This is a genomic window from Rhizobium sp. SG_E_25_P2 (assembly GCF_029892285.1).
GTDB lineage: Bacteria > Pseudomonadota > Alphaproteobacteria > Rhizobiales > Rhizobiaceae > Rhizobium_E.
Genome location: NZ_JARXVM010000020.1, coordinates 83,571 through 109,351, shown reverse-complemented (window position 1 = coordinate 109,351; position 25,781 = coordinate 83,571). Strand labels below are relative to the sequence as shown.

Genomic DNA, 25,781 nt, shown 5'->3' with positions numbered 1-25,781 from the left:
ACCAGCCGTCACGCCGCTGCGCGACGGCGCTCTTGCTCCACCTTGAACCGGGCGAGCAGACGCGCGAGATTTTCGGTTTCCTGCCTGAGCGTTGCGGTCGCGGCGGTGGTTTCCTCCACCATCGCGGCGTTTTGCTGTGTCATGTGATCGATCTGGCTGATCGCGCCGTTGATTTCGGAAATACCGGAAGACTGCTCGCGGGCGAGCGTCGAGACGTCGCCGATGCTGGCGTCGATCGTCGCCACCCGGCGGTCGATGCCCGACAGCGACTTGCCGGTTTCCTCGACCAGATGCACGCCCTCGCCCACCTGTTGGCTGGAAGCGGTGATCAGCGCCTTGATTTCCTTGGCGGCGTTGGCGGAACGCTGCGCCAGTTCCCGCACTTCCTGCGCCACGACCGCAAATCCCTTGCCGGCCTCGCCGGCGCGCGCCGCCTCGACGCCGGCGTTCAGCGCCAAGAGATTGGTCTGGAAGGCGATCTCGTCGATGACGCCGATGATCTCGCCGATCTTGCGCGACGACTCCTCGATGCGGCCCATGGCTGAGATGGCGGAGCCGACGATGCCGCCGGACGTCGCCGCGTCGGTCTTGGCCGCCGCCGCCATGGACTTGGCCTGGTCGATGCTGCGCGCCGAGGACTGGATGGTGCGGCTGATTTCCTCGATCGCGGCGGCTGTCTCTTCGAGGCTGGCCGCCTGTCCCTCGGTGCGCGATGACAGTTGCGCCACGGCCGCCTCGATTTCGGCCGCCGTGCGCGTGACCGTGCCGGTGGAGTAGGCGATGTCGCTGAGCGCCTCGGCGAGATTGCCGATCGCGCCGTTGAAATCCTGTTCCAGCCGGGCGTAATCGGCGGGCAGACCGCTCAGCCGCACAGTGAGATCGCCCGACGACATCAGCGCCAGCGCCCGTTCGAATTCGGCCATCACCGCCTGCTGCTTTTCGGACTGGCCGCGATCGGCGGCCTCCTGGCGAGCTCGGGCGTCCTCGATCGCCTGTTGCTGGGCGGCGCGACCATCTTCCAGCGTGCGGCGTTCGACCACCGACCGGCGCAGTTCGACCAGGGCTGCGGCCATCTGGCCGATCTCGTCGCGGCGATCGGTATGGGAGACCTCTTCGGAGACGTCGCCGGCGGCGATCTTGGTCATCGCCGCCTTCAAGGCGCCGAGCGGCGCGGAAATCGAGCGGCCGATCATCACCGAAAACAGGATGGTGAGCAGACCCGCCAGCGCGAGAATGCCGGTGGTCTTGATCAAACCATTGGTGTGAATGGCTTGGATATCGTCGTTATAGACGCCGGTGCCGACGATCCAGCCCCAGGGCTGAAACAGCATCACATGCGAATTCTTGCCGACCGGCGCGTCCGAGCCGGGCTTCGGCCACATGTAATCGACGAAACCCTGGCCATTGTCTCTCGCCGTGCGGACGAATTCCCGGAAAATATAGACGCCGTCAGGATCCTTGAGGCCTGATACATCGGTCCCGTTGAGCTTGGGCTTGGTGGCATGCGCGATCATGCGGGCGTCGAGATCGTTGATCCAGAAATAGCCGTCGGCGCCGTAGCGCATCGCCATGATCTGGGCGATGGCGTCGGCCTGGGCGGCTTCCCTGGTCATTTTCCCTTCGGTTTCAAGCGCATGATACCGCTTGAAGATCGAGGCGGCGTTCTCGTTCATCTGCGCGAGCATCGCCTTGCGCTCGGCCACCACGTCGCCATAACTCTCCTCGTTGCGAAAGAACAGGGCGGCAGCGAGAACGGCGAGGCAGAAGCCGGTCAGGATCGATATGCGGATCAGAACTGAAAAATTTTTCACGTAAGACCTCGGTCAATAAGGAATTGGGAATAAAATGCAGCGGTAAAGTTGATAAAGATTAAATTGAATACCCGATAAACTCATCTGTAAGTTCTACTGACTGATTGGTCGGGATTAACGGTTTGGTTGGCTTTGCGCTTGTTTGCAGGCCGGCCGGACCTATATGGTCGCCATCGTGATTTGCGGTCGAACAGAGGGAAGACAATGGATCGAAACGCTTTCGTGGCCCGTTTCGGCGGGGTTTTCGAACATTCGCCGTGGATCGCCGAACGCGCCTTCGACGCATCCGGGACGCCTTCGCCCCTGACGGCGCAGGCGGTGCATGCCGCGCTTGCGGCCGAATTCCGCGCCGCCAGCGACGAGGAGCGGCTTGGCGTGCTGCGCGCCCATCCCGATCTCGCCGGCAAACTGGCGGTGGCCGGACAGCTCACAGAAGACTCGCGCGCCGAGCAGAAGGGCGCTGGCCTCGACCGGCTGACCGAGACGGAATTCGCCCGCTTCACCGATCTCAACACCCGCTACCAGTCGAAATTCGGCTTCCCCTTCATCATCGCAGTGAAGGGCCTCGACAAGGACGACATCCTCGCCGCCTTCGAACGCCGCATCCACAATTCCCGCCTGACGGAATTCGACACGGCGGCGCATGAGGTGGAGAAGATCGCGAGGCTGCGGCTGGAGGCGATGGGGTGGTGAGGGGAGATCGGATCGAGCAGGGGCAATCCGAATCCATTCGCGCTTATGTCGACCGAAAGCAGGTCGGCTGTCGCTGAAGGTGTTGCCTGGCATGTCGATACTGCTCGACTCCTGATTGCAAATCGATATGTTCTAGTTATCTTCTGGCCGATGCGTCCGGAGGCGAGAATGGATTTGGACGAGCGTTTTGGTCAATGCCGGCCCGCCGCGCGACCGGTAGCGGAAGTGGAACAGCACATTCAGCCGCGCAGCCTGCAGAGGCTTGCAGACGTCGCTGCCGTTTTGAAGACTTATTTGGAGTGCGCCGGCGATCTGGCGATTCCTGCAGTATTCCATGAAACCGCCCCCATCCTGTGGCTGGTGGATGAGGATGGCGCTATCAGGATTGCCATGGAAGAAGTCGTCCTGCGTGACACGGGCGCATTGCGCTATATACTGCCGCGTAATGGTCCGCCCATGGAGGCGCATCATGTCCGACTTGGCCATCCCGCTTTGCTCGATCCCGTCGAGCCGGGAATGGTGAAGGAGGCGAGAATTGGTGGCGAATTGTTTTACGATCCGGTGCGATATTCTCCTGTGAGTTGGGTCATCTCCAACAATTCCGGCAGATATGGCAAACGAGAAGGCATAACGAGGAGCCACATCAACAATGTGAGAGACGTTTTCGCGTCTTACGACATTCAGGTGCGGCCATTCTTTATCGAATGGAGAGGCTGAGAGGAGAGCAGCATGATTGATGTCGCGGTTCTCAGACCGTCGCAGATCGAGGATTTGTCGAGCCGTCCCTGGTCGGATACGGACAAGCGCGACGTGCTGAGTGGAATAGCCGAGATGCTGGACAAGACGCCTTCCGATGGCGGCGCCGACAGTGACCGCATCTATATGGCTGCCTCCCATCTCACCATCGCCGGAGCCTGGCAGGCGATCAGCACCATCGAACTGGCGAGGGTTGTCGGCGCCGCCCGGCTTGATGCGCAAAACGATTTTCTGGACGGCCTTCCGCGCGACGTGGCGGGACTGGTGTCGCGGGAAATCCTGCGGCAATTGGAGCAGACGCTTTCCCGCCCTCTGAGCCTCGGCGCCTGACCGTCACAAGTCCCGTTCCCATCCCTCTCTCCCCGCGCTATAGCTAGCCGAAGCAGCAAGCCAAGAGAACAAAGAGGAACGCCTTGCCAGTCTCATACGGAACGCTCGACATGCCCGCTTTCGCCGCGGGCGCCGTCAATCTCGCCTCCGCCCGCCTGGGCGCGACGGCGGTCTTTTCCACCGACGAATTCTTCGCGCCTCTCAGCCGCATGCTCGCCGACGAGCCACCGCTCTGGGATCCCGATCTCTATGACGACAATGGCAAGTGGATGGACGGCTGGGAAAGCCGCCGCAAGCGCGTGGCCGGTCATGATCACGCGGTGATCCAGCTGGCCATGGCCGGCCGCATTTCAGGCTTCGATGTCGACACGCATTGGTTCACCGGCAACTACCCGCCATTTGCCGCCATTGAGGCGGCGTTTTCGCCCGATGGCGAGCCCGATCCGAATGACGACGCCCAGTGGACCGAACTGGTGGCGAAAAGCCCGCTCGGCCCCTCCGCGCATCACTTCTTTGAGAATGCCGACAAGGACCGGATCTGGACGCATCTGCGCCTGCATATCTATCCCGATGGCGGCGTGGCGCGGTTGCGCGTCTATGGAACTGCGGCCTTCGACTGGTCCAAGGTCGGGGCCGATCAGGAGATCGACCTCGCTTACATCTTCCATGGCGCCAAATCGCTCGCCTGGTCGGACGCCCATTACGGCCATCCCGACAAGATGCTCGAGCCCGGCCGCGGCAAGAATATGGGCGACGGCTGGGAAACCAAGCGCCGCCGCGGCCCCGGCCATGACTGGGCGATCATCCGTCTCGGCCATGCCGGCGCCATCCGCAAGGTCACCGTCGACACGCATTTCTACAAGGGCAATTTCCCCGACACCTGCGAACTCCTGGGCGCCTATCTGCCCGATCTCGGCGACACGCTGACGCCGGAACAAATCGCCGCGTCGGAGACCTGGACGCCGATCCTGCCGAAGACCAAGCTCGCCATGGACCATATCCACGATTTCACGAGCGACGCCGTCGCAGCCATCGGCCCCGTCACCCATGTCCGCTTCGCCATGCATCCCGATGGCGGCGTGATGCGGCTGAGATTGCTGGGCGTGAAGGCGTAATCCATCGCGGCTGTCGGACGGCCCCTCCCGCTTGGCGGGAAACTTCTCTGCGCGCAAAACGGCGCAAAGGGATATGGAGCGCCGGCATTGGCGCATCCACCGTCTCCCCGCTCCGCGCGGGGAGACGGACCCGGCAGGGGGATGAGGGCGAAGCGCTTTTAGAGTGTCTCAGCCGGCGTCGATTGGGCGCACGGAGAGCCGTAAACCCATCGCCTTCAAAATTGCGCTGAGGCCGCGAAGCTCCGGATTGCCCTTGGCGGACAGGGTGCGATAGAGCTGCGTGGCATTGAGTTCGGCCGCCTGCGCGACGACCGGGACACCGCCGAATGCTGACGTCATTTGCCTGAGCGCGATCATCAGTTCAGCTTGGTCGCCATCTGCAAAGATCTGATCGAGGGTCTCTGCGGCGAGCGCCGGGTTTTCCCTGAACATCTCCGACATCGCGTCGTCATGGCTGCGGTCTTTCACGGCATAAACTCCTCGTCAGTGTCCCCTGCTCTTCCAGTCTCGCCAAAAGGCGCAGGCGCGATCGATATCCGCTTCCTGGCTGCGCTTGTCGCCGCCGCAGAGCAGCAGGATCACGGTGTCGCCAGCACGGCCAAAATAGAGGCGATAGCCGGGACCAAGATCGATCCGCAATTCGCTTACGCCTTCACGAAGAGCCTTGTGATCGCCGAAATTCCCAAGTTCGAGACGGTTGATGCGACGGATAATCGCCGCCTGCGCCCTGAGATCGCGCAGGTCTCGAAGCCATTCGGCAACAAGATCCGCCCCGCCTTTGGTCAGATAATGGCGTATGACAAACATATATCACCTTCGTTTAAAAACGAAAAGCATGATCCGGAGATATGACACCTATGAAGTGACAAAGTCTTTCGGTCGAGGCGCCAATCCACTGAGGCTCCAAGGTCGGCGGGCGTTTGCGGCTGTGGCTACCCCCCTCTGCCCTGCCGGGCATCTCCCCCTCAAGGGGGAGATTGGATGGGGCGCCGGCTTCGCCAATCTCGACGGCAGTGGCTGGGCGATGGGGGAGCTTCTAGCCGATCTCCCCCCTTGAGGGGGAGATGGTCGGCAGACCAGAGGGGGGTGGCCGCAGATGCGAGAGCCCGTCATCGCCCTCCATCCCGAGGGCGGCGGCGAGGCGGGCGGTGTCCTCGATCTCGAAGCGCGCTTCCGCCAGGGCGGATCCGGTCGCAGGGTCGAGACGCTGGAGATAGAAGACGGGCACTGCGAAACTCCGAACGCACCGCCGGCAAAGCGACGGAATGGCTGTCACACGCCGCTGCTAGACAGGCGCGAGGTCATGATGACCCGCTTTTTTCAAGGAGCAAAGCCATGACGGACTGTCCCAATACATCTTCCCCGGTTATTCGCGACATCATCGCGGAGCGCGTGTCGCGGCGTTCTTTCCTGTCGGGCGTGGCGACGTTCGGCGCGGTGGCGGCGGGCGGCGGTTTCGTCGGCTCGCTGTTTGCCGGTGAGAGTTTTGCGGCGTCCGCCGCCTCCTCGCTCGGCTTCACCGAATTGAAGCGCGTCTATGACAAGGACATGGCGGTGGCGCCGGGCTACACGGCCGAGGTCGTGGCCCGCTGGGGCGATCCGATGGCCAAGGATGTCGCGGAGTTCGCCGGCGCGGTTCCCTCTGCCGCCGAGCAGCTCCTGCGCTTCGGCTATAATTGCGACTATATCGCCTTCATGTCGCTGCCGAAGGGGTCGAGCTCGGCCGATCACGGCCTGCTCTGCGTCAACAACGAATATATCTCGCCCAATGTGATCTTCGCCGGCATGACCGAAGACGACGCCGGCCAGAAGATGACCAAGGACCAGGTGGATTTCGGCATGGCCGCCATGGGCCATTCGATCGTCGAGGTGAAGATGGACGGCGGGCGCTGGGCGATCGTCACGGACAGTCCCTATAACCGTCGCCTGACGGTGGAAACCGAGATGCATCTCTCCGGTCCTGTCGCCGGCCACGACCTCGTCAAGACCAAGGCCGATCCGGAGGGCCGCATCGTCAAGGGCACCAATTACAATTGCGGCGGCGGCGTGACGCCCTGGGGCACGGTGCTGACCTGCGAGGAAGGCGCTTCCGACACATTCGGCGGCAAGACCTCCGCCTCGCCCATCGCCGCCGTGCTCGACCGTTACGGCTTCGACGGCTCCGACATCTATGGCCGCGCCCGCTTCCACGACCGTTTCGACATGGACAAGGAGCCCAACGAGCCCAACCGCTTCGACTGGGTGGTGGAGATCGACCCCTATGACCCCGCGTCCACGCCGATCAAGCGCACCGCGCTCGGCCGCATGAGCCACGAAGCCTCGACCGTGGTGCGCAACAAGGACGGCCGCATCGTGGTCTATATGGGCGACGACGACTATTTCGAATACACCTATCGCTTTGTCACCAAGGCGGCCTACGACCCTGCCCGGCCCGAAACCGGCAAGGACATTCTCGACGAGGGCGTGCTGTCGGTCGCCCGCTTCGATGCCGACGGCAGCCTGCACTGGCTGCCGCTCGTCCATGGCGAGGGCAAGTTGACGGCGGAAAACGGTTTCGCCTCGCAGGCAGACGTGCTGTTGAAGACCCGTCTTGCGGCCGATGCGGTGGGCGCGACGCCGATGGACCGGCCGGAGGATTTCGAGACCAATCCGGTGACCGGCCGCGTCTATGCCGTGATGACCAAGAACAAGAAGCGCGAGCAGGACAAGCTCAACCCGGCCAATACGCGGCCGGAAAATCTCTGGGGCCATATCGTCGAGATGATCCCGCCCGGCGGGCGCGGGGCTGAGGCCGACCACACGGCCGATGTCTATCAATGGGATCTGTTCGTGCTGGCCGGCAATCCCAAGGACGCCGCGACCAAGGCCAACTTCCATCCGGAAACATCCGACAACGGCTGGTTCGTCTGCCCCGACAACATCAGCTTCGATCCCGAGGGCCGGCTGTGGGTGGCGACCGACGGCGCCAATGATTTCGGCCTGCCCGACGGCATCTATGGCGTCGACACCGAAGGCCCAGCGCGCGGCCTGCCGAAACTGCTGTTCACCTGCCCAGCCGGCGCCGAGGCCACCGGCCCCTGCTTCACCCCCGACGGCAAGACGCTGTTCGTCTCGGTGCAGCATCCGGCCGAGGACGCCGAAACGCTGGACAAGGCGACGACGCTGTGGCCCGACTTCAAGGGGACGCTGCCGCGTCCTTCGGTGGTGGCGATCCGCAAGCAGGACGGCGGCGCGGTGGGGGCGTGAGGCGTTGAGGGTTTGAGGCGGCGTTTAGGGTTTGAGGCTGGGGTTTACCCCCCTCTGCCCTGCCGGGCATCTCCCCCTCAAGGGGGGAGATTGGCCAGAGGCTCGACCATCGCCTAGCCACGAACGTTGAGATCGGGGAAGCCATCGCCGCATCCGATCTCCCCCCTTGAGGGGGAGATGGTCGGCAGACCAGAGGGGGGTGGCCACAACCGCAGCCGCCCCTCCATCCTCACCAAGTCGGCTTGTGATGCGCGTGCCAATGCCGGGCGATATCGAGACGCGTCGGCGTCCAGGCGTCCTTGTGACCCTTCACATACTCCACGAAACGGCGCAGCGCCGCCACGCGCGCTGGGCGGCCGACGAGGCGGCAGTGGAGACCGACCGACATCATCTTGGGCGAGCCGGCCTGGCCCTCGCGATAGAGCTCGTCGAAGGCGTCCTTCAGATAGGTGAAGAACTGGTCGCCGGAATTGAAGCCCTGCGGCGTGGCGAACCGCATGTCGTTGGTGTCGAGCGTGTAGGGGATGATCAAGAAGGGTTTGCCTTCAAGATCGGGCACCCAGAAGGGCAGATCGTCGGAATAATTGTCGGAGGAATAGAGGAAACCGCCCTCCTCCATCACCAGCTTCAGCGTGTTGAGCGACGGCTTGCCCTGATACATGCCATAGGGCCGCTCGCCAGCCACGTCCGTGTGCAGCCTGACGGCTTCGAGAATGTGCTGGCGCTCGACCTCTTCGGGATAATCCTTGTATTCATGCCAGCGATAGCCGTGGCTGGCGATTTCCCAGCCGGCTTCGTTCATGGCGGCGACGGCGTCGGGATTGCGGGCCATGGCGAGCGTGACGCCATAGACGGTGACGGGCACCTCAAGCTCGGTGAACAGCCGATGCAGCCGCCAGAAGCCGGCGCGCGAGCCATATTCGTAGATCGATTCCATGTTGAGATTGCGCTGCCCCGGCCAGGCCGCGCCGCCGACGATTTCCGACAGCAAGTTCTCCGACGCCGGGTCGCCATCGAGAATGCAGCTCTCGCCGCCCTCCTCGTAATTCAGCACGAATTGCACCGCCACCTTGGCTGCGCCCGGCCATTGCGGATCGGGGATATTGCGCCCGTAACCCACGAGATCCCGGCTGGTCTTGACATCGACAATCATCTGTTCCGCCTCATTGTTTTGCCTTTTGCAGTGCGGCAAGGCTAGAGCGGTGTGGCGGATTTGTCGAGGGGCGGAAAGAGGGTGGCGCCGCAGCTGCGCGCGGTTTTTAAAACCGGTTGCGGGTGATTGAAAATCATGCAACTCACTGTACTTGAGTGTTAATCAGATTACTCAAGGCGATTTTGATGAGTGTCACTTATTCCACGCTTTATGGTTCCGATGCCGATGACGCGCTTTCGCCGACCTATACAGTCGACGGCGACGTGGTGGACGTGCACAGCACGATCTATGGCGGCGGCAATGTGCTCGAGTCCAAGAATATGACCGCGCGGGATCTGTCCGTACGATATGTCACCTTTTGATAGAGGGTTATCCTCTCACGACATGAAATTTCTGACATGGATGACGTAATATGACAAATTTCACAAAAGGACTCGTGGTCCAAGGCGATGCTGGCGACAATAGTTTGAGCGCACTTTACAAATACGAAGACAACGAACTTCATCTTTATAACGTTGTCATGGCCGGCGACGGCAGCGATATTATTCGTTCAAACAACCTGGTTGCGAATGAAACAGGCTCCGCGTTCTATGGCGAAGGCGGTGACGATTACATCTTCGATTCCAAAGCGCGCGATACATTGAGCGGCGGCGCTGGAGACGATTACATCTCCTCGGTCGTGGACCATGGCATTCGGGGTCAGAAGGACAAGCTTGATATTGTTGACGGCGGCGACGGTTACGACACGCTGAAATTTTCCGGCCGCATCGACGCGAAATCGTCGGGCTTTGAAAAGATTATCATTGGAGGCTCGGTAAACCTGACCGGTCTGGATCTGTCTGCGGTGACGTCGATCGGAGCTGCAGGCTCCGGCGCGACCATTCAACTTGGATCGCCCCTTGATTTGTCTTCCATCACTTTCGATGTTGTGATCGGCCATTACCAACTGAAAGGCTCAGACGGCGACGACCGTCTCGACATGTCCGGCAAAGGTGCAGAATTTCACTTCGACGGGAAAGAAGGCAACGACTATCTGCGCAGCAGCGACAAAGACTCCATGATTTGGGGCGGACGCGGCGACGACACGCTGATCGGCGGTGACGGCGACGATGTCATCGGAGGCGAGACCGGATCCGATCTCATTCGCGCCGATAGCGGCGACGATAAGCTCATTCTCAACAATGGCGGCGATGAGGCGCATGGGGGTAACGGCAGCGATATGTTTGTCGTAAACTTCACGGCGAAAAGCGGAAATGTGGCTCTCTATGGCGACGCAGGCGACGATCGCTTCGACATCGGTACGCTAACTCGGAAAACCGAACTGATCGTTCAGGGTGGCGGGGGGTATGACCGTCTGGCCGCAAGCGGCGATCTTTCCGGCATAGTCGGGAACGTCGACAAACTCATCTTCAAAGGCGACCTCATCGTTACTACTGAATTCCTCGGCACAATCATTGACCTACAAGTCAGGAGTGACCCGATGACTGTTCGCGGTCACATAACCCTGTCCGACGGAGGCGAATTGACTTGGCGCGGCAGCGAACAGAATGCCGATCTCTATGGATCCGACAAAGACACTCAATTCGACATGGGGCGCGTAACCAACCGGACGAGAATTTTTGCCGGCGAAGGTGACGACATAATCGTTGCAGGATCAGGTGGGTCCTTCGTCGCTGGCAGTGATGGACATGACACTTTTGTTAGCGGCAAAGGCAACGACAGCTTTTTCGGTGAAGATGGAAGAGATGTATTCGTGGTCCGCTCAATCATGGGCAAGGACGAATTCATCATGGACATATCCGGGAGCGATCACGACCTGATCGATCTTTCCCACGTGAAAGGCATCGACAATTTCACTGATCTGAAGCGCCATCTGACTGGCCCGGCTTCCGACCTCACGATCGATTTCGGGGACGGAAACCAATTGCACATCGGTGCGGCGGACGACCTTCTGCAAGCGAAATACTTCATTTTCTAAACAATTCCATTGTGAACGGCGGCTGAGGAGCCGCCCCTCAATATCCTGGCGGTGCTTCATGTATACTTGGGATCAGACAACAGTTGTCGGCTCGCAATCAAAAGACGTCATTTTGTTCAACATTCTCCAGGCTCCGGGCCAGGAGAGCAAACAGGTGACGATTTTGGGCTATGGCGGAAATGACGAGATTTCCGTCATCAACACCAAAGCGAAGGGAGTCGTCATCGATGGCGGCGATGGACGCGATGTCATCGAGGGCTCGAAGGGCCGCGATATTCTCATAGGAGGAGCCGGAAATGACCAGATCACGGCTCGCGGCGCTAACGCATCCCTTTACGGCGGCGATGGCGATGACATTATCCGGGTTTCCGCAGCTGCCTATATAGAAGGCGGAGACGGGAACGACATTCTGTTTCGAAACCTGCAAGACAACGCCACCGTTAACGGCGGCGCAGGCGACGATACGATGGTCATCAGCAGCCGCTATGAATTGTCCTTCGAAAAAACGTTGCTCTTCTCGCGATCGTTCACTGACGTTGAGCATTTCGCCGTTCAGGGATCGATCCATCTGTCCAAGAACATCATGAGCCTGCTCGGCTCTATTTCGTCTTTCCACAATGACGATATCATTATCCATCTTACCGGCGACGACGCGCAGATCGGCAAGGGATTTCTCTCCGGCGACTTTGGCGGAACCATTGTGGGCAGCATTGCCGACGACGTCATCAATCTGCGCGGCACCCAAAACGATTTTCGGCTGGCGGGCGACGATGGCGACGACCTCCTTTACGGCAACGATCTCGACAATATCATGGTCGGAGGAATCGGGGTCGATACGCTTTATGGCGGCGGGGGCGACGATAAGTTGTATTCCGAGGATACGTCTTCCAACACCATGTTCAAGGAGGGCGATCTCAACAAGCTGTATGGCGACGCCGGAGACGACCGGCTCATTTTCATCGGCAATTACGGGTCCGGCTGGGGCGGCGCCGGCAATGACGTCTTCATAGCCGAAACAACTTATTTGCATGATATCGAAGGATCATTTTACGGCGGTGGCGGCAACGATCTCTTCGAGATGGAACGCGTCAACGGTACGGTCGTCGGAGGCGCCGGCAAAGACATCCTCGAGATCGAGTATGGGCTGGGCGACAAGACGGTGCTCGATGTCGAGATCCTCAGAGGTCGTGATCTCTCCGGCCCCGCCGCGGCGCTGAACGCCGTCGATCTGCTGGACGTGACAAGAAACGGCTACGTGCAGGTGACCGACGGCGAATTGCTGGCGCCAAAGCGCATCAACGGAAAATACCACGTCAGCGGCAGCGACGAAGACAATGCCATCGATCTCTTACACACCCGCATAGACGGTCGAAACCTCGGCGTTTATTTGCAAGGCGGCGACGATCAATTCCGCGGTACAGCCGGGAACGAGACGATAGACGGTGGAAGCGGCGTCGATACGATCTATCTCAGCGACCGGATCGGGCACGATACGATCACGGATTTTTCCACGAATGCAAAGGAGGAAGATCGCCTCGATTTCTCGAACTCCAAAATCATCCGGGATATCGACGACCTCAACACGCATTCCGACATTATCGTCGATGATCTCTATCATGTCCTGATCGTCCACATGGGCAAATCCGAACTTCGGGTCGAATTTGACAGCTACACTTGGACGCTGGACGCCAACAACCTGATTTTCTGAACTTTTCACGATTTTACGCGGCTCTCAGCAAAACGGATTCAAACCATGTCGAGATACATCTCTCAGATGGTCACCATCGACGGCAACACGATCACCGGCTCAACTGGCGACGACAGGGTCAACCTCGCCAAACGGCCCATCGATTCCGCCTTCGTCTTCGCGGATCTCGGCGACGGCAATGATGTCCTGCGAGACTACGAAGACGATGGCTGGTTCGGCAACTATTACATGTCCGTGCGTGGCGGAAGCGGCGATGACAGCCTTTATGGCGGCTCTTCGCCCGACGCTCTCTACGGAGACGCCGGAAACGATTATATCTATCTTTATGGGGATCTTGACACGCAGGAACTGGCGACGGCGATCGGCGGCGCCGGCAACGACACAATCGAAATCCGCGAATGCGGCAATGCCTATGGCGGCAAAGGCAGCGACACGATCATCATCAAGGAACCTGTCGAGGCCGGAACAATAAGTGGCGGCCAGGGAGACGATACGCTCACCCTGATCGCGCCCACTCTTTTCACTTTAAACGATCTGAAAGTGGATACGGTCGAGCGCGTGACTTTTAACAACCCCTATTCCTGGAATGTCGATCTCAGAACGACGGACGAGTTCCTTGATAAATTTGATAGGATTGGCTTCAAGGGAAAGCCGTTTGATCTCTACTTTTCCAACCGGACGGATTTCCGATCTCCGGAAATTTTCGAACGTCTTAACTTCAACATCTTCGGTTCTGACAGCGATGACATCATCAAGCTGGGCGAGACCGAAGGTTTGACCCTGCAGGGCGGCTACGGCGACGATGTGCTTCAGGGCCGAAACGTAATTGGGGGTGAAGGCTTCGACACCATTTACGGAACGAGACTGAACGACAAGCTCTCTACCGGAGATACGGCAGACGCCGACACTGTTTACGCCGGCGAGGGCGACGATCAAATTTCGACGCACAACAGAACGGACGTCGTCTACGGCGGGGATGGGGATGACACAATCTTCGTGTTGCGGAATGAGAAGCCATTTACCGGCATCATTTCCGGTGGAGAAGGCGCCGACGTTTTGGCCGTTTCGAAAGGATATTCAATATTTGACGATATATCCTTGAATTACAAGGGTGGATCCGGAGTGGATACGCTGAAGTTTAATGAGGGAACACTGAAGTCGAACGACAAAATCCAAGCTGAAATCCTTGATGTCTATAACGTTTTTGCAACAGCGAAACAATTGAGCGCCTTTGATGTCATTCGGCTCCGCGGCAAGAGTGGAACGCTCGGCATAACAGAGGAAGGGGAACTGGATGTCTCCAAGGTCGAATTTGGCGGAGGAAATATTTACCGGATTGCCGGCTCAAAGGGCGACGACAATATTCACCAGGACGCCGACAGCGACCAGAACCTGTCGATCGGCGGCGGCAAGGGCAATGACGTTATTGCCGGTGGGGCAGGTGATGACAAGCTGACCGGCGGCGACGGCGTCGATCGTTTCGTGTTCAGAAATGACTTCGGCGTCGACCGGATTCATGATTTTGCATTTGGGCCCAACCACGACGTCATCGATCTCTCCGGTGTGGCGTCCGTGAAATCCTTTTCCGACGTCGAGAAACACATGGACGGCAACCATCGGCATGTGACGATCACACTGGACGAAGGCTCAATCACGCTTGACGGCGTCAACAGCGACAACCTCGACGACAGCATGTTTCTATTCTGACGCCCCCGAGTCTGTTTGGCCAAATGAGGATTGTCAGATCGAGCAGCGGCAAGATGCGCGTCAACGACCCTTGCCGCTTTACCGCCGGGGCAGATCGACCGCGTCCTCACGGCGACGTCCGCCCAAAATCAGGACCAGACCGATGATGACGAAGATCGCGCCGGCGATGAGGCTGACCAGCGTGACGAAGCCGCTGACCGCAAGGCCCGCGACGCCCGTCAACAGCGCAGCCTCGCCTGACGCAGCGGCCTCGCCCGGGATGATCACGTCAAGGAGCGCCTGGCCGGTGAGCAGGATGGTGGAGACCGGCAGGGAGAAAAAGCTCACGCCCGCGATCAGAAAGCCGCGCCCGAAGGCTTTCCTGATCGTCGGAGCGAGAGTGCAAAGGATCGCTGAGACCAGGACGATGGCCGGGACGAGCAACGGCGATGGATCGGCGTCCGACGCACTGAATGCGGCCACCGCCGGCGCAAGCGCAAAGGCGGTCAGCGCGCCAAAAAACAGGCCCGCCAAGAACCGGACCGCAGCTTTGACAAATCCCATATGGTGTTCCCCATTCCGATGGCCGCAAGTATCGGCGAAGCGCAGGCCGCGTCAATCGGATCCTGAGAGCGGCGGCGCGGAAAGTTGATCGTCTTGACGGCGCAAGAACGATGCAGAGGAATAAGCTCAATCGGGGCGCATCGGGGTCTTTCGACTGGCCGCCTAGAGCGTGTTTCAGCTTATCAGCCTCATTCTGCCGGATCAATTTCGGTCAGGGTCAAGGCTTTTGGCGAGGGCGTACCCAGATGTACGGCGGAGCCAAAAGCCGAAGATAGTGGCCGAAATTCATCCGGCCCGAAGGGTTGGTCGAAACCGGGCGCCCGCATCGTCGTAGGGCTTGGCCGTAGCATTAGCTACGACCTGCAGCTACGACCTGCGCCCTTCTCCTCGCGGATCATCCCGGTTTGGACCAACAGAATGAGGCTGATAAGCTGAGACACGCTCTAGGCAATCACCCCGCCTCGGCCAGATGCGCCGCGAGCCGGAAGCCGTCGGGCAGGCGGACGGGGTCGCGGCCTTCGATCATGTCGATCAGCGCATCGGCCAGCGCATGGGCGACGCCGAAGGAGATCTTGAAGCCGCCGGTCATGGCCAGAATGTTGGGGTGGTCGGGCAGCGGGCCGAGCATGGGGTCGCGGGCGATCGCCTTGGGGCGCAGGCCCGCCCAGCGTTCGATGACCGGGGCATTCGCCAGCGCGGGGATGAGCGCGCGGGCTTTTTCAATCACATCGTCGAGCTGGGCGTCGGTGGCGAAAGGCGCGTCATAGCTGTTTTCCGAGGTCGAGCCGACCGCGACACGCCCCCCCGCATGCGGCACGACATAGACGCCGTCGAGAAAGGCCACCGGCAGGCCTGGGTCGAGATCGGCGGCCATGAGCGCCGCCTGGCCCTTGACCCCCTGCCCCAGCGGCTTTTGCAACGGCGGCGCCAGCGCCTCGATCGGCGCGAAAGCGTCGACGCCCATTGCAAGCACCAGACGATCAAAGAGAATGTCGCCGCAAAAGGTTTCGCCGTCCTGACCCGGCTGGGAGGCGCCCGTGGCGCGGAACCGGGCGCGGCCAGCTGCGGCGTCGATGCTTTCGAGCTCGGTCCCCATGAAGATGCGCGCATTGGGCCGATGTTGGAGCCAGGCGGTCAACAGGGCGCAGAGGCCGCGCGGGCTCATGCGGGCGGCGAGCGTGTCATGCACATAGCCGGCTGCGGCGAAGGCAGGGTCGATATAGGATTCGACCGGCGGCGTCTCCGTCACGCGCCAGTCAAAGGCGCCGGCGGGCGAGCGCCAGGCGGATATGGCGTCCTGCTGATGGCGCTCGGCGATGACGCGGAGATGCGGCTTGGGCAGCGGAATGATGCGGCCGACGCGGGCATAGCCGGCCGAAAGCCCGGTTTCCGCCTCCAGCGCCGAAAGCTCCACAGGCAAAGACAGCAGCGCGTCGTACTGGAATTTCTTCTTGTCGTCGAAGCGATTGGGCATCCAGGGAAACAGCGCGCCCAACAGCCCGCCGGACGCGCCGGCGCCCGGCCTGGCGCGATCGACAAGCGTGACGCCATAGCCGGCCTCGGTCGCCTTCACCGCCGCCCAAAGCCCCATCACGCCGCCGCCGACGACCAGAATGTCGGTTGTGAATTGACCGGGAGCGGCGGGCGGATTATCGGCTTTCGACATGGACACCACGAAAACTGCTGAAGACGCGAAGCTGGACTGGATCGACGGCGATATGCCTTATTCGACCCTGTTTGGCGACCATTTTTATTGCCGCAGCGATGGCCGCGCCGAATGCGGCCATGTGTTTGTCGGCGCCAATGGCCTGCCGGGCCGCTGGGCGGATGGCGGCGCCTTTGCGATCGGCGAACTCGGCTTCGGCACGGGACTGAATTTCTGCGAGACGCTGAGGATCTGGCGGGCCCCGCGCGCGGCGGGACAAGCGCCGGGGACGCTCAGCTTCACCTCTTTCGAACTTTATCCGATGGAGCGGGAGGCGATCGCCAAGGCGCTCAGCCGCTGGCCGGAACTGACGCGCGAGCGCGGCGATCTCCTGGCGCTGTGGCCGGAGAAACCCGACAGCGATGTGACGCTGACTTTCGAGCCGGATGTGACGCTGCGGGTGATCGTCGGCGATGCGCTGGACCGGCTTTCCGCGCGCAAAAACCTGTTCGACGCCTGGTATCTCGATGGTTTCGCCCCATCGCGCAATCCGGCCATGTGGTCTGAGGAGCTGATGGCGGCGGTGTGTGATCACACCAGCCCCGGCGGCACATTCGCCACATACGCCGCCGCCGGCTTCGTGCGGCGCAACCTCATGGCCGCAGGCTTTGCGGTGGAGCGACGGCCGGGCTTTGCGGGCAAGCGGGAGATGCTCGCGGGAACAAAATCGGCGGCGTGATCTTTTCCCCGCGTCCAAATGCCGTGTTTACCATCTTGATACGGTCACAGCGGCATGATGAAATGGACGCGACGCAGGGGATTTTCGCATGAGCAGACTGCCGATCATCGAATGGCGCTACGACCGTTCCGAAATCATCGCCGACGGCATCGTCCATGGGGTGGGCGTGGTTGCGGCGCTGGTGGCGGTGACGGTGCTGATCTTCTACGCTACCGTCTGGGCCTCGCCCGGCCTTGCCGCGTCCGCCTGGATCTACGGGCTCGGGTTGATCGCCTCGCTCGGCATTTCCTTCGCCTACAATATCTGGCCGGTGACGCCGGCGAAGTGGATTCTCAGGCGGTTTGACCATTCGGCGATCTTCGTTCTGATCGCCGGCACCTATACGCCGTTTCTGGTGGCGGCGCTGCCGGATCCGTTGATTCTTGCCAATCTCGTCGGTCTCTGGGGCGTGGCCGTGTTCGGCATCGTGCTCAAATGCGGCTGGCCGGGCCGCTTCGACAGGCTCACCATCCTGCTGTATCTGGCGATGGGCTGGTCGGGCGTGATGCTGGTGAGCCGGTTGCTGTCGGTGCTGTCGGCGGCCACGATGATCCTGATCCTGATCGGCGGCATCATCTATTCGCTGGGCGTGATCTTCCATGTCTGGGAGAAGCTGCGCTTCCAGAACGCCATCTGGCATGGCTTCGTGGTGACGGCGGCGGGGGTGCATTACGCCGCCGTGCTGACTTGCGTGATCTGGCAGAGCGCCTGATCAGGCGGTCTTTTCAAAATCCAGCGCATGGCCATTGATGCAATAGCGCAAGCCGGTCGGCGCAGGGCCATCGGGGAAGACATGGCCCAGATGCGCCTCGCATTCGGCGCAACGCACTTCCACGCGCACCATGCCATGGCTGATATCACGGATATTCTTGATGGCGTCCTTGTCGACCGGCTGGAAATAGCTCGGCCAGCCGGTGCCGGATTCGAATTTGGTGTCGGATGAGAACAGCGGCGTCTTGCAACAGACGCAGCGATAGATCCCCGTTTCGTGATTGTCCCAATAGGGCCCGGTAAACGGCCGCTCGGTGCCGCCCTCGCGCGTGACCCGGTATTGCTCCGGCGTCAGGCAATGGGTCCAATCGGCCTCGGCAGGTGTCGTCTTGGCGTCGGTCATGGCGATCTCCTTGTATCCAGGGCATAAATGGGGTGGATGGGCGGAGATGGCAAGGATGGCCACTCACGCCGACAATGTCGGCTCCGTGACGGCACGACCCAGCAAATTACTTGACGCTAATGTAGATTTCTTGCAGTCTCTAATAGGAATTATTGAAACAATACAATCGGGAAACATCCGGGACCGCAGCTTTCTTGCGGCGTGGAGAGAGGGGACGCATGAGTGAAGCAACCATTGCCGCAAAGCCGCTATGGCTGAGGATCCTGCAATTTCCCGTCATCCGCATCGCAGCTCTCGGCGGGATCATCTTCTTCATGATGATGCTCAACAACAGCTTCATGCTGGTGTTCAAGCAGACGCCGCTTGTGTCGATCCTCGTCACCCTCGGCATGGGCCTGGCTGCCATGGCGGTCTATGCGGGCTGGGCGAGGTTTGTCGAACGCCGGGCGGTCAGCGAATTGTCGCTCGCCGGCGCGGGGCGGGAATGGGCGATGGGGGCGGCGATCGGCGCGGGGCTGATCACGGCTTGCGTGCTGGCGCTCGCAGCACTCGGCATGTACCGGGTCGAAGGGCTCAATTCGCTGATCTTCCTGCTGCCGGCGGTATCGATGGCGCTGAGTTCGGGCACATTCGAGGAACTGTTCTTTCGCGGCGTGCTGTTCCGCTCGATCGAGGATCTGTTCGGCTCCTGGATCGCGGTGGCGGCGTCGGCGCTGCTGTTCGGGCTGGTGCATCTTCTCAATCCGGCCGGCACGCTGGCGGGCGCCGTCTATATCAGCATCGAGGCGGGCCTGCTGCTGGCCGCCGCCTATCTGATCACCCGGCGGCTATGGATCGGCATCGGCCTGCATATGGCCTGGAACTACACCCTCTCAGGCATCTTTTCCGGCATCGTCTCCGGCGGCGACAGCGATCCCGGCCTGATCAAGGCGGTGATCACAGGGCCTGATGTGCTGACCGGCGGCGCCTTCGGGCTGGAATCCTCGGTGTTTGCGCTGGTGTTCTGCACCTCGGCGGGGGTGATTTTGATGGCGATTGCGGTGCGGCGGGGGCATGTGGCAGCGGGGCGGTGGAGGTAGGGGGCGCTGGCGGATGGCCGCCATCTATGGTAGAACCATCGCCATAAAAGGCGGCTGCCGCAACTCACCTTCACTCGAAAGACATGCCTATGACGTCCGGCATTCTGACCAATGTTCACAGATCTGCGACGCGGCTGCATGAGGCCGGGTATATGGACGATGTGACCATGCGCGATTTCGACGCACTGCGTCTTCCGCCGCTGCGGGATTATTCGCCTGAAGACATCAAGACGATCCGCGCCAAGTCCAAGGTCAGCCAAGCCGTTTTCGCCGCCCATCTCAATGTCAAGACATCGACGGTCGCCGCCTGGGAGCAAGGCGTGAAGAAGCCCAGCGGGCCAGCGGTGAAGATCCTGGATCTGGTGGAGAGGAAGGGGTTGGAGGTGTTGTGGTGAGTGGTGTTGGGGCTTGATCATGGTGGCAACTGCGACAGCGTAGGAATGTGTTGCGTGCGGCGCGGAGGGAGATCGAGGACTGGCTCCCACGGCAGCGAGCACTAGGCCGATGGTGATCTCCGATTCGCGCCTCCAAGTCGGTCATAGGGGCCGCCCCCTGAGGCGCTCGAAAGAGGGAACCTAACGATGGCAGCGTCACGCCGCATTTGCGCATAACGCGGCCCTCCATCCTATGAGAGCGCGCGAAGACTGCGTTCGGGCAACCGGGTGAAGTGCGGGCGACGGGCACCGATCGCTAGATTTCCAGGTCACCAAGAGAAGGTATCACAGGTGCCCTAACTACTTTAAACGGGTCTTCAACCATGATTATTTATCAAAATATTTTAGTATCTTATTATCACGAGTGTCTTATGCCGTTTTACGGGTTAGGCCCGCAATCTCCGGAAGCAAAAACTAATTGCTCAGATTATACTGGTCCGATACGTCATCTAGATGAATGCCATAATAGAGGTTCGATGGATAAAACCGTTCGGCCCATGACTTGATCTGCATCCGCTGGTCTTCCCCATTCCAATAAACGAAGCTGTATCGGCCGGTTTCATCCTTCCGAATATCGTCTTCGCAATCTTCCGGCAGGTCAATGAACGGACATGCCCTGCATAGATGCTCAAGAGCCTCGCGGCTCGTGGAAGATGCTCTCATTACCACTTCGTCATCACTGTCATCTATCATGCGCTACGATCCTATCAAATTTCATTTTCGTCTGTTGTAGCTTCCGCGTCTAACGCCGCTTCGCGCTCCCACGTAGCCGCTAACTGGCTGGGAGGCCATATCTCAAGCGGCGGATTTTTGGGCTCCCCGAACGACTTGGCTGAATATAAGTCCTTATGTTCCGGCTTGATGAGCATGCTGGGCGGCAAATTGTCGAACAACCCGTAGTCATGGATATAAATCCAGTAGTTTAGACCATTTTTGTTGAGCGCAGTGTAAAACAGCATCAGCAATTCGTAATCGGAAAGCTGAGCCCGCAGCAACTTCACATACCGCAGCTTATCGCTGATGCCTTTGTAGTCATGGACGAACCTCAGGACGTTATAGAGGTAGCGGTAGTAGTGGGCGAGGTCTTGCTGTCTCCAGTCCCAAAACTGATCGTAAGCCCTCTGCAGACGCTCTTTGTCGTCCAGTTCTCCGACATCGTCGTAATACTGCTTGTAATTGGCAAAGAACTGCTTGAAACAATCCCTTCCCGCGGCGCGACGATTGATGTCGCCTGACATAGCATCATAGCTGTTGGGCCGCCGGTTCTTCCATTCAAGGTCAATCGAATTGACAATGGTATTGTGCAGCGTCAGCATCTGGAAAAACGTCGTTTCGAAGTTCTGGCGGTCGAGCGAGATGTGCTGATCTTGAAGGGCGCGGGCCGATGCCGCCAGCTCGTTGCGCGTCTCGGCCAGTTCCTTCTGCTGCAGGACAATGGTGATGAGCAGCGCCATGAAGGTCAGGAATGTCAGGATGGGGTTAAGCGTACCACCGATGAAATCGCCGAAGGTTCCGCCAGACGATTCCGCCTCGAAATAAACGATGGCAAATGCTGTGCACACGATGACGACACAGAATGCGCCGGCAATCAGGAATAAGTGGAATAGATTGGACTTGGAGTTTTCATTGGCAGGCTCCAAAAAGGCCTCGAAATGCTTGCGTAACCACCAGTAGGCGCATTTCGGCAGGTGCTTTATCCACCCGCAGGCTGACATCCTCCACCGCTCTATCTTGCGCCACATACTGCCCCACCCTTCCGGCACATCCATCGCCGCCATCTTCCACGAAATGATATGATAACGAGCCTTCACCTGAGACGAAATCTGATCACTTGCGGCAGCTATTGGGTCTCTGCCACTTCTTATTCGAATCTGCTTCGTTGGACATTATCCTAATCGTAATTGTCGCACCTGATGTATTCCGCACCAATAGGGCTTGTAACAGGACTACCGGGAATCTCCCCTATATGCACAAAGGTCCAGTTCACTTCAACTCATCATGCAAACCGGCAATCCTGACGGGATAAGAAGCTGCCGAATAGATAAATGCCGAAGCCGGTAACGATCGATACGATAAACACACCACAGTCCATCGGAATGTCAGTAATTGCTTTTTCATCATCCATTCCCCTTTGGTTAAGGGCGAGCGACTTGGCCCCTTTTGGAATGCCGCGTTTTCCATTGCTACTAACAATCGTACTGCGAGTTCTTGACCTTACCCATTACGTTGCGAACGCGGATGGCGGCAATAGGCGGGCTCGGACAGCCGCGCCACATGTATTATTTCGGCTTTCACCGTTAGGCACTCGTCATCCAACGGTCCACTCCCAGCCCCAAAGCGGCCCGTCATCGCAATCGCCTGAAGCCGGAGGCCGCACCTCAACGCCTTCGCTCATTCCATCGAAGCACCATCGATCCCTCCCCCTGTGGACAAACCCCTCATCACATTCCCGTCAGACCGAGTTTACCGGCGCAAATGCCCGTTTTTGCTGGCGCCCCTGGCTATTCCCCCCTATTTCTAGCCGCGACCGATGAAGTTTGGAGGCGTCGAGAGAGTGTCAGCGACCGGGATGACCACCGCTGCTTTGTTCCTGCCCTTGCTCGGCGCTTTCGTTGCGCCCGCTTTGACGCGGCGGTTGCAGGAGAAGGCGGCTTGGGTGCTCACGCTGTTCTTGGCGGCGCCGTTTGTGATCTTTGCGAGCCATCTGCCCGAGGTGGCGGGCAGGGCGGCGGTGGCGGGCGGGTTTGCCTGGGCGCCCATGCTCGGGCTCGATTACGCCTGGCGGCTCGATGGGCTGGGGCTGACATTTGCGCTGCTGATTTCCGGAATCGGCGTGCTGATCGTGCTCTATTCCGGCGGCTATCTGAAGGGGCATGAGCAGCAGGGGCGGTTCTTCGCCTTTATCCTGCTGTTCTCGTTTGCGATGCTCGGCGTCGTCGTCTCCGACAATCTGTTGATGCTGTTTGTCTATTGGGAGCTGACCTCGATCTCCTCCTTCCTGCTGATCGGCTTTGACCATCAGCGGGCGGCCTCGAGGCGCGGCGCGCTGCAGGCGCTGCTGGTGACCGGCGGCGGCGGGCTGGCGCTCTTGGCCGGCGTGATGACGCTGACGGTGATGAGCGGCGAGACGACGCTGTCGGGGCTGGTCGTCAAGGCGGCAGAGGTGACGGCGCATCCCTGGGCGAGCGCGGCGCTTGTGCTGGTTTTGATCGGCGCCTTCACCAAATCGGCGCAGTTTCCCTTCCATTTCTGGCTGCCCAACGCCATGGAGGCGCCGACGCCGGTGTCGGCGTTTCTGCACTCGGCCACCATGGTGAAAGCCGGCGTCTATCTGCTGCTCAGGCTCAATCCGGTGTTCGGCGACACGGTGATCTGGCAGATCGCGCTGCCGCTGTTCGGCGGCGTCACGCTCGTGATCGGGGCGGCGCTGGCGCTGAAACAGACCGATCTCAAGCTGATGCTGGCCTATACCACGGTCGCCTCGCTCGGGCTGATCACCATGATGACCGGCATCGGCTCGGACAAGGCGATCGAGGCGGCGGTGCTCTATCTGATCGCGCATGCGCTGTTCAAAGGCGCGCTGTTCATGATCGCTGGCGTGATCGACCATGAGGCGGGCACGCGCGACGTCACCAAGCTTTCAGGCCTCCGGGGCAAGATGCCCCTCACCTTCGCTGCGGCGCTCTTCGCCGCCTGCTCGATGGCCGGCATTCCCTTGTTTGCCGGCTTCATGGCGAAAGAAGAGATATATGCGGCGCTGACCGAGGGCGGCTGGCGGGCGCTGCCGCTCCTCGCGGCAATCGCCGGCAATGCGATGATGGGGGCGATCGGCTTTGCGATTGCGCTGCTGCCCTTCCTCGGCGCGGAGACGAAGACGCCGAAACACGCCCATGACGGGCCTCTCCTGTTGATGGCCGGGCCGGTGGCGCTTGCCGCGCTCGGGCTGGTCGCGGGGCTGGCGTCCGGGCCGTTCCATCATCTGCTGTCGAGCCCGATGGCGTCAGCGGCGGCGGGGACGGCGCTTGACGTGCATGCCTCGCCTTTGCCGCATGTCAGCCTGGCTTTTGCGCTGTCGGTGCTGACGCTTGCGCTGGCGGCGGTGATGCTCTTGGGTCTGGCCGGTCTGCGCGGGCTGATGGCGCGGCTGCTGACGATGATCGGCTGGGGGCCGGATCGCGGCTTCGACCAGTTCGTCTCGCTTCTGGTGACAGTGAGCCATGCCGGCCTCAACCGGCTGCAGAGCGGGCGGCTGGAGCTTTATCTCACCACCGTCTTCGCCTTCATCGCCGCGAGCCTGTTGCTGCCCATGGGCATTCATGGCGAATGGCCTGACATTCCCGCCTGGCCGCGCGACCTGCAGCCGCATGAGGCGGGTTTTATCGCCATCGCCATTTTCGGCCTGTTTGCGGTGCTGGCGGCGAAAAGCCGGCTGACGGCGATCGTTTCCTTGGGCATTCAAGGCTTTGCGGTGGCGGTGCTCTATCTGCTGTTCGGCGCGCCGGATCTCGCTTTCACCCAGTTCATGGTCGAGACGCTGTCGGTGGTGATCCTGGCGCTGATCATGACGCGGCTGAGGCTCGATGTCAGCGATCACCGGCCGGTCAGCCAGATCGTTCTCGATACGGTGATCGCGGTGGCCTGCGGCCTCGGCTTTGCGCTCTATCTGCTCAAAGTGCTGGAGACGCCGTTCGACAACACGCTGTCGGCCTTTTTCGGGGATTATTCCAAGACGCTCGCGCATGGGGCCAATGTCGTCAATGTCATCATCGTCGATTTCCGCGGCTCGGATACGCTCGGCGAAATCGCCGTGGTCACCATCACTGGTCTGGCCATTCTGGCGCTGATCCGTCTCCGGACCAGCCGCGCCGCGCCTGCCGACAATGATCCCGACCGCGAGGAGGAGCGCGCATGAACTCCGTGATCCTCAAGACCATGGCGCCCTTCCTGACCGTGCTGATGCTGGTCTTCTCGGTCTTCGTGCTGCTGCGCGGGCATAATGCGCCGGGCGGCGGCTTTATCGGCGGGTTGCTGGCGGCTTCGGCGATCGCGCTTTACGCGCTGGCTTTCGGGGTGGAAGCGACGCGGCGGGCGCTCAAGGCGCATCCGATGGCGATCGCCGGCGGCGGGCTGCTGTTGTCGACCCTGTCGGGGCTCGTCTCCTGGCTGGCGGGCATGCCGTTCATGACCGGGCTGTGGTTCAAGGTCGCGGGCGTCGATCTCTCCACGGTGATGAGCTTTGATCTCGGCGTCTATCTGGTGGTGCTCGGGGCGTTTTCCACCATTCTGCTCGCGCTTGAGGAGCGGGAGGACCCATGACCGAAGCGCCCTTCATCCTGCTCGCCGGCCTGTTTTTCGCCGCCGCCATCTATCTGATGCTGTCGAGCCGCATCATCCGCATCATGCTCGGCGTGTCCTTGCTCGGCAATGCTGTCAATCTGACGCTGTTCATCGCCGGCCGGATGACGCGCGAGATCCCGCCGGTGATCACCTCCGGCGACGTGCTGGCTTCGACATCGGCCAATCCGCTGCCGCAGGCGCTGATTCTCACGGCGATCGTGATTTCCTTCTCCTTCTTCGCCTTCCTGATGGTGCTGGCCTATCGCGCCCGGCAGACGCTCGAGAGTGACGACACGACCTCGCTGCGCTTTTCCGAGCCGGCGGATGCGCCCGCGCCGCCGAGGGACTACTGAC

General features: G+C 60.5%; 24 protein-coding genes. 16 read left to right on the top strand and 8 right to left on the bottom strand.

Annotated elements, in window-relative coordinates:
• Positions 1-8 precede the first annotated feature (8 nt).
• Entirely contained in the window at positions 9-1,811 is a 1,803-nt protein-coding gene (locus tag M2360_RS22895) for a methyl-accepting chemotaxis protein (protein WP_280777702.1), read from the bottom strand.
• Between the two features lie 204 nt (positions 1,812-2,015).
• Here M2360_RS22895 and uraD point away from each other — a divergent pair, with 204 nt between their 5' ends.
• From uraD to alc, 4 genes are all read left to right on the top strand, one after another.
• Positions 2,016-2,504: a 2-oxo-4-hydroxy-4-carboxy-5-ureidoimidazoline decarboxylase gene (gene uraD / locus M2360_RS22890; RefSeq protein WP_280777701.1), complete on the top strand. Its 489-nt coding sequence runs from the start codon at positions 2,016-2,018 to the stop codon at positions 2,502-2,504.
• Between the two features lie 168 nt (positions 2,505-2,672).
• Positions 2,673-3,221, top strand: coding sequence for a hypothetical protein (locus M2360_RS22885; RefSeq protein ID WP_280777700.1), 549 nt, complete (start codon positions 2,673-2,675; stop codon positions 3,219-3,221).
• 12 nt (positions 3,222-3,233) lie between these two features.
• Positions 3,234-3,590, top strand: coding sequence for a hypothetical protein (locus M2360_RS22880; RefSeq protein WP_280777699.1), 357 nt, complete (start codon positions 3,234-3,236; stop codon positions 3,588-3,590).
• Between the two features lie 110 nt (positions 3,591-3,700).
• On the top strand, positions 3,701-4,705 hold the full coding sequence (alc, locus tag M2360_RS22875) for an allantoicase (RefSeq protein ID WP_280777698.1): 1,005 nt from the start codon (positions 3,701-3,703) through the stop codon (positions 4,703-4,705).
• A gap of 168 nt (positions 4,706-4,873) precedes the next feature.
• Here the strand turns inward: alc and M2360_RS22870 are convergent, their stop codons facing one another.
• Together M2360_RS22870 and M2360_RS22865 are read right to left on the bottom strand one after the other, a co-directional pair.
• On the bottom strand, positions 4,874-5,173 hold the full coding sequence (locus tag M2360_RS22870) for an addiction module antidote protein (protein ID WP_280777697.1): 300 nt from the start codon (positions 5,171-5,173) through the stop codon (positions 4,874-4,876).
• Positions 5,174-5,188: 15 nt separating this feature from the next.
• On the bottom strand, positions 5,189-5,512 hold the full coding sequence (locus M2360_RS22865; protein WP_280777696.1) for a type II toxin-antitoxin system RelE/ParE family toxin: 324 nt from the start codon (positions 5,510-5,512) through the stop codon (positions 5,189-5,191).
• A 528-nt stretch (positions 5,513-6,040) separates the two neighbouring features.
• On the opposite strand from M2360_RS22865, the gene M2360_RS22860 reads away from it, so the two are divergent.
• Positions 6,041-7,951, top strand: coding sequence for a PhoX family phosphatase (locus M2360_RS22860; protein WP_280777695.1), 1,911 nt, complete (start codon positions 6,041-6,043; stop codon positions 7,949-7,951).
• Positions 7,952-8,180: 229 nt separating this feature from the next.
• On the opposite strand, the gene puuE is transcribed toward M2360_RS22860, so the two are convergent.
• Positions 8,181-9,104, bottom strand: a complete 924-nt coding sequence (gene puuE, locus M2360_RS22855) for an allantoinase PuuE (protein ID WP_280777694.1) — start codon at positions 9,102-9,104, stop codon at positions 8,181-8,183.
• A gap of 185 nt (positions 9,105-9,289) precedes the next feature.
• Between puuE and M2360_RS22850 the strand changes: the two genes are divergently transcribed.
• The 4 genes from M2360_RS22850 (at position 9,290) to M2360_RS22835 (ending at position 14,497) form a co-directional block, all read left to right on the top strand.
• Positions 9,290-9,466, top strand: coding sequence for a hypothetical protein (locus M2360_RS22850; RefSeq protein ID WP_280777693.1), 177 nt, complete (start codon positions 9,290-9,292; stop codon positions 9,464-9,466).
• A gap of 50 nt (positions 9,467-9,516) precedes the next feature.
• Positions 9,517-11,082 (top strand): hypothetical protein, encoded by a 1,566-nt coding sequence (locus M2360_RS22845; RefSeq protein WP_280777692.1) that lies wholly within the window; start codon positions 9,517-9,519, stop codon positions 11,080-11,082.
• Between the two features lie 58 nt (positions 11,083-11,140).
• Positions 11,141-12,790 (top strand): calcium-binding protein, encoded by a 1,650-nt coding sequence (locus M2360_RS22840; RefSeq protein ID WP_280777691.1) that lies wholly within the window; start codon positions 11,141-11,143, stop codon positions 12,788-12,790.
• A 228-nt stretch (positions 12,791-13,018) separates the two neighbouring features.
• Entirely contained in the window at positions 13,019-14,497 is a 1,479-nt protein-coding gene (locus tag M2360_RS22835) for a calcium-binding protein (protein ID WP_280777690.1), read from the top strand.
• A gap of 78 nt (positions 14,498-14,575) precedes the next feature.
• Here M2360_RS22835 and M2360_RS22830 read toward each other — a convergent pair whose 3' ends face one another.
• Positions 14,576-15,040, bottom strand: a complete 465-nt coding sequence (locus tag M2360_RS22830) for a hypothetical protein (RefSeq protein WP_280777689.1) — start codon at positions 15,038-15,040, stop codon at positions 14,576-14,578.
• Between the two features lie 451 nt (positions 15,041-15,491).
• A complete protein-coding gene (locus M2360_RS22825) occupies positions 15,492-16,706 on the bottom strand; it encodes an FAD-binding oxidoreductase (protein ID WP_280777688.1) in 1,215 nt (404 codons plus the stop codon).
• Here M2360_RS22825 and mnmD point away from each other — a divergent pair.
• Entirely contained in the window at positions 16,705-17,424 is a 720-nt protein-coding gene (mnmD, locus tag M2360_RS22820; RefSeq protein WP_280777687.1) for a tRNA (5-methylaminomethyl-2-thiouridine)(34)-methyltransferase MnmD, read from the top strand. The two genes, M2360_RS22825 and mnmD, sit on opposite strands and share 2 nt — an antisense overlap.
• Before the next feature lie 88 nt (positions 17,425-17,512).
• Positions 17,513-18,175, top strand: a complete 663-nt coding sequence (locus tag M2360_RS22815) for a hemolysin III family protein (protein ID WP_280777686.1) — start codon at positions 17,513-17,515, stop codon at positions 18,173-18,175.
• Here M2360_RS22815 and msrB read toward each other — a convergent pair whose 3' ends face one another.
• Positions 18,176-18,577 carry a peptide-methionine (R)-S-oxide reductase MsrB gene (gene msrB / locus M2360_RS22810; RefSeq protein ID WP_280777685.1) on the bottom strand — a complete coding sequence of 134 codons (402 nt, stop codon included), beginning with the start codon at positions 18,575-18,577 and terminating at the stop codon, positions 18,176-18,178. It abuts the gene before it with no gap.
• Positions 18,578-18,795: 218 nt separating this feature from the next.
• On the opposite strand from msrB, the gene M2360_RS22805 reads away from it, so the two are divergent.
• Together M2360_RS22805 and M2360_RS22800 are read left to right on the top strand one after the other, a co-directional pair.
• Positions 18,796-19,656, top strand: coding sequence for a type II CAAX endopeptidase family protein (locus M2360_RS22805; protein ID WP_280777684.1), 861 nt, complete (start codon positions 18,796-18,798; stop codon positions 19,654-19,656).
• Between the two features lie 89 nt (positions 19,657-19,745).
• The gene (locus M2360_RS22800) at positions 19,746-20,051 is read left to right on the top strand and encodes a DNA-binding transcriptional regulator (protein ID WP_280777683.1); all 306 of its coding nucleotides are present in this window, start codon (positions 19,746-19,748) and stop codon (positions 20,049-20,051) included.
• Positions 20,052-20,797: 746 nt separating this feature from the next.
• Here M2360_RS22800 and M2360_RS22795 read toward each other — a convergent pair.
• Entirely contained in the window at positions 20,798-21,868 is a 1,071-nt protein-coding gene (locus tag M2360_RS22795) for a putative phage abortive infection protein (protein ID WP_280777682.1), read from the bottom strand.
• 791 nt (positions 21,869-22,659) lie between these two features.
• On the opposite strand from M2360_RS22795, the gene M2360_RS22790 reads away from it, so the two are divergent.
• From M2360_RS22790 to M2360_RS22780, 3 genes are read left to right on the top strand one after another with little or no spacing between them, the layout of a single operon-like run.
• A complete protein-coding gene (locus M2360_RS22790; protein WP_280777681.1) occupies positions 22,660-25,002 on the top strand; it encodes a putative monovalent cation/H+ antiporter subunit A in 2,343 nt (780 codons plus the stop codon).
• A complete protein-coding gene (locus tag M2360_RS22785; RefSeq protein WP_280777680.1) occupies positions 24,999-25,406 on the top strand; it encodes a Na+/H+ antiporter subunit B in 408 nt (135 codons plus the stop codon). Before M2360_RS22790 ends, M2360_RS22785 begins: the two co-directional genes overlap by 4 nt.
• On the top strand, positions 25,403-25,780 hold the full coding sequence (locus M2360_RS22780; protein ID WP_280777679.1) for a Na+/H+ antiporter subunit C: 378 nt from the start codon (positions 25,403-25,405) through the stop codon (positions 25,778-25,780). Before M2360_RS22785 ends, M2360_RS22780 begins: the two co-directional genes overlap by 4 nt.
• Position 25,781: the final 1 nt, after the last annotated feature.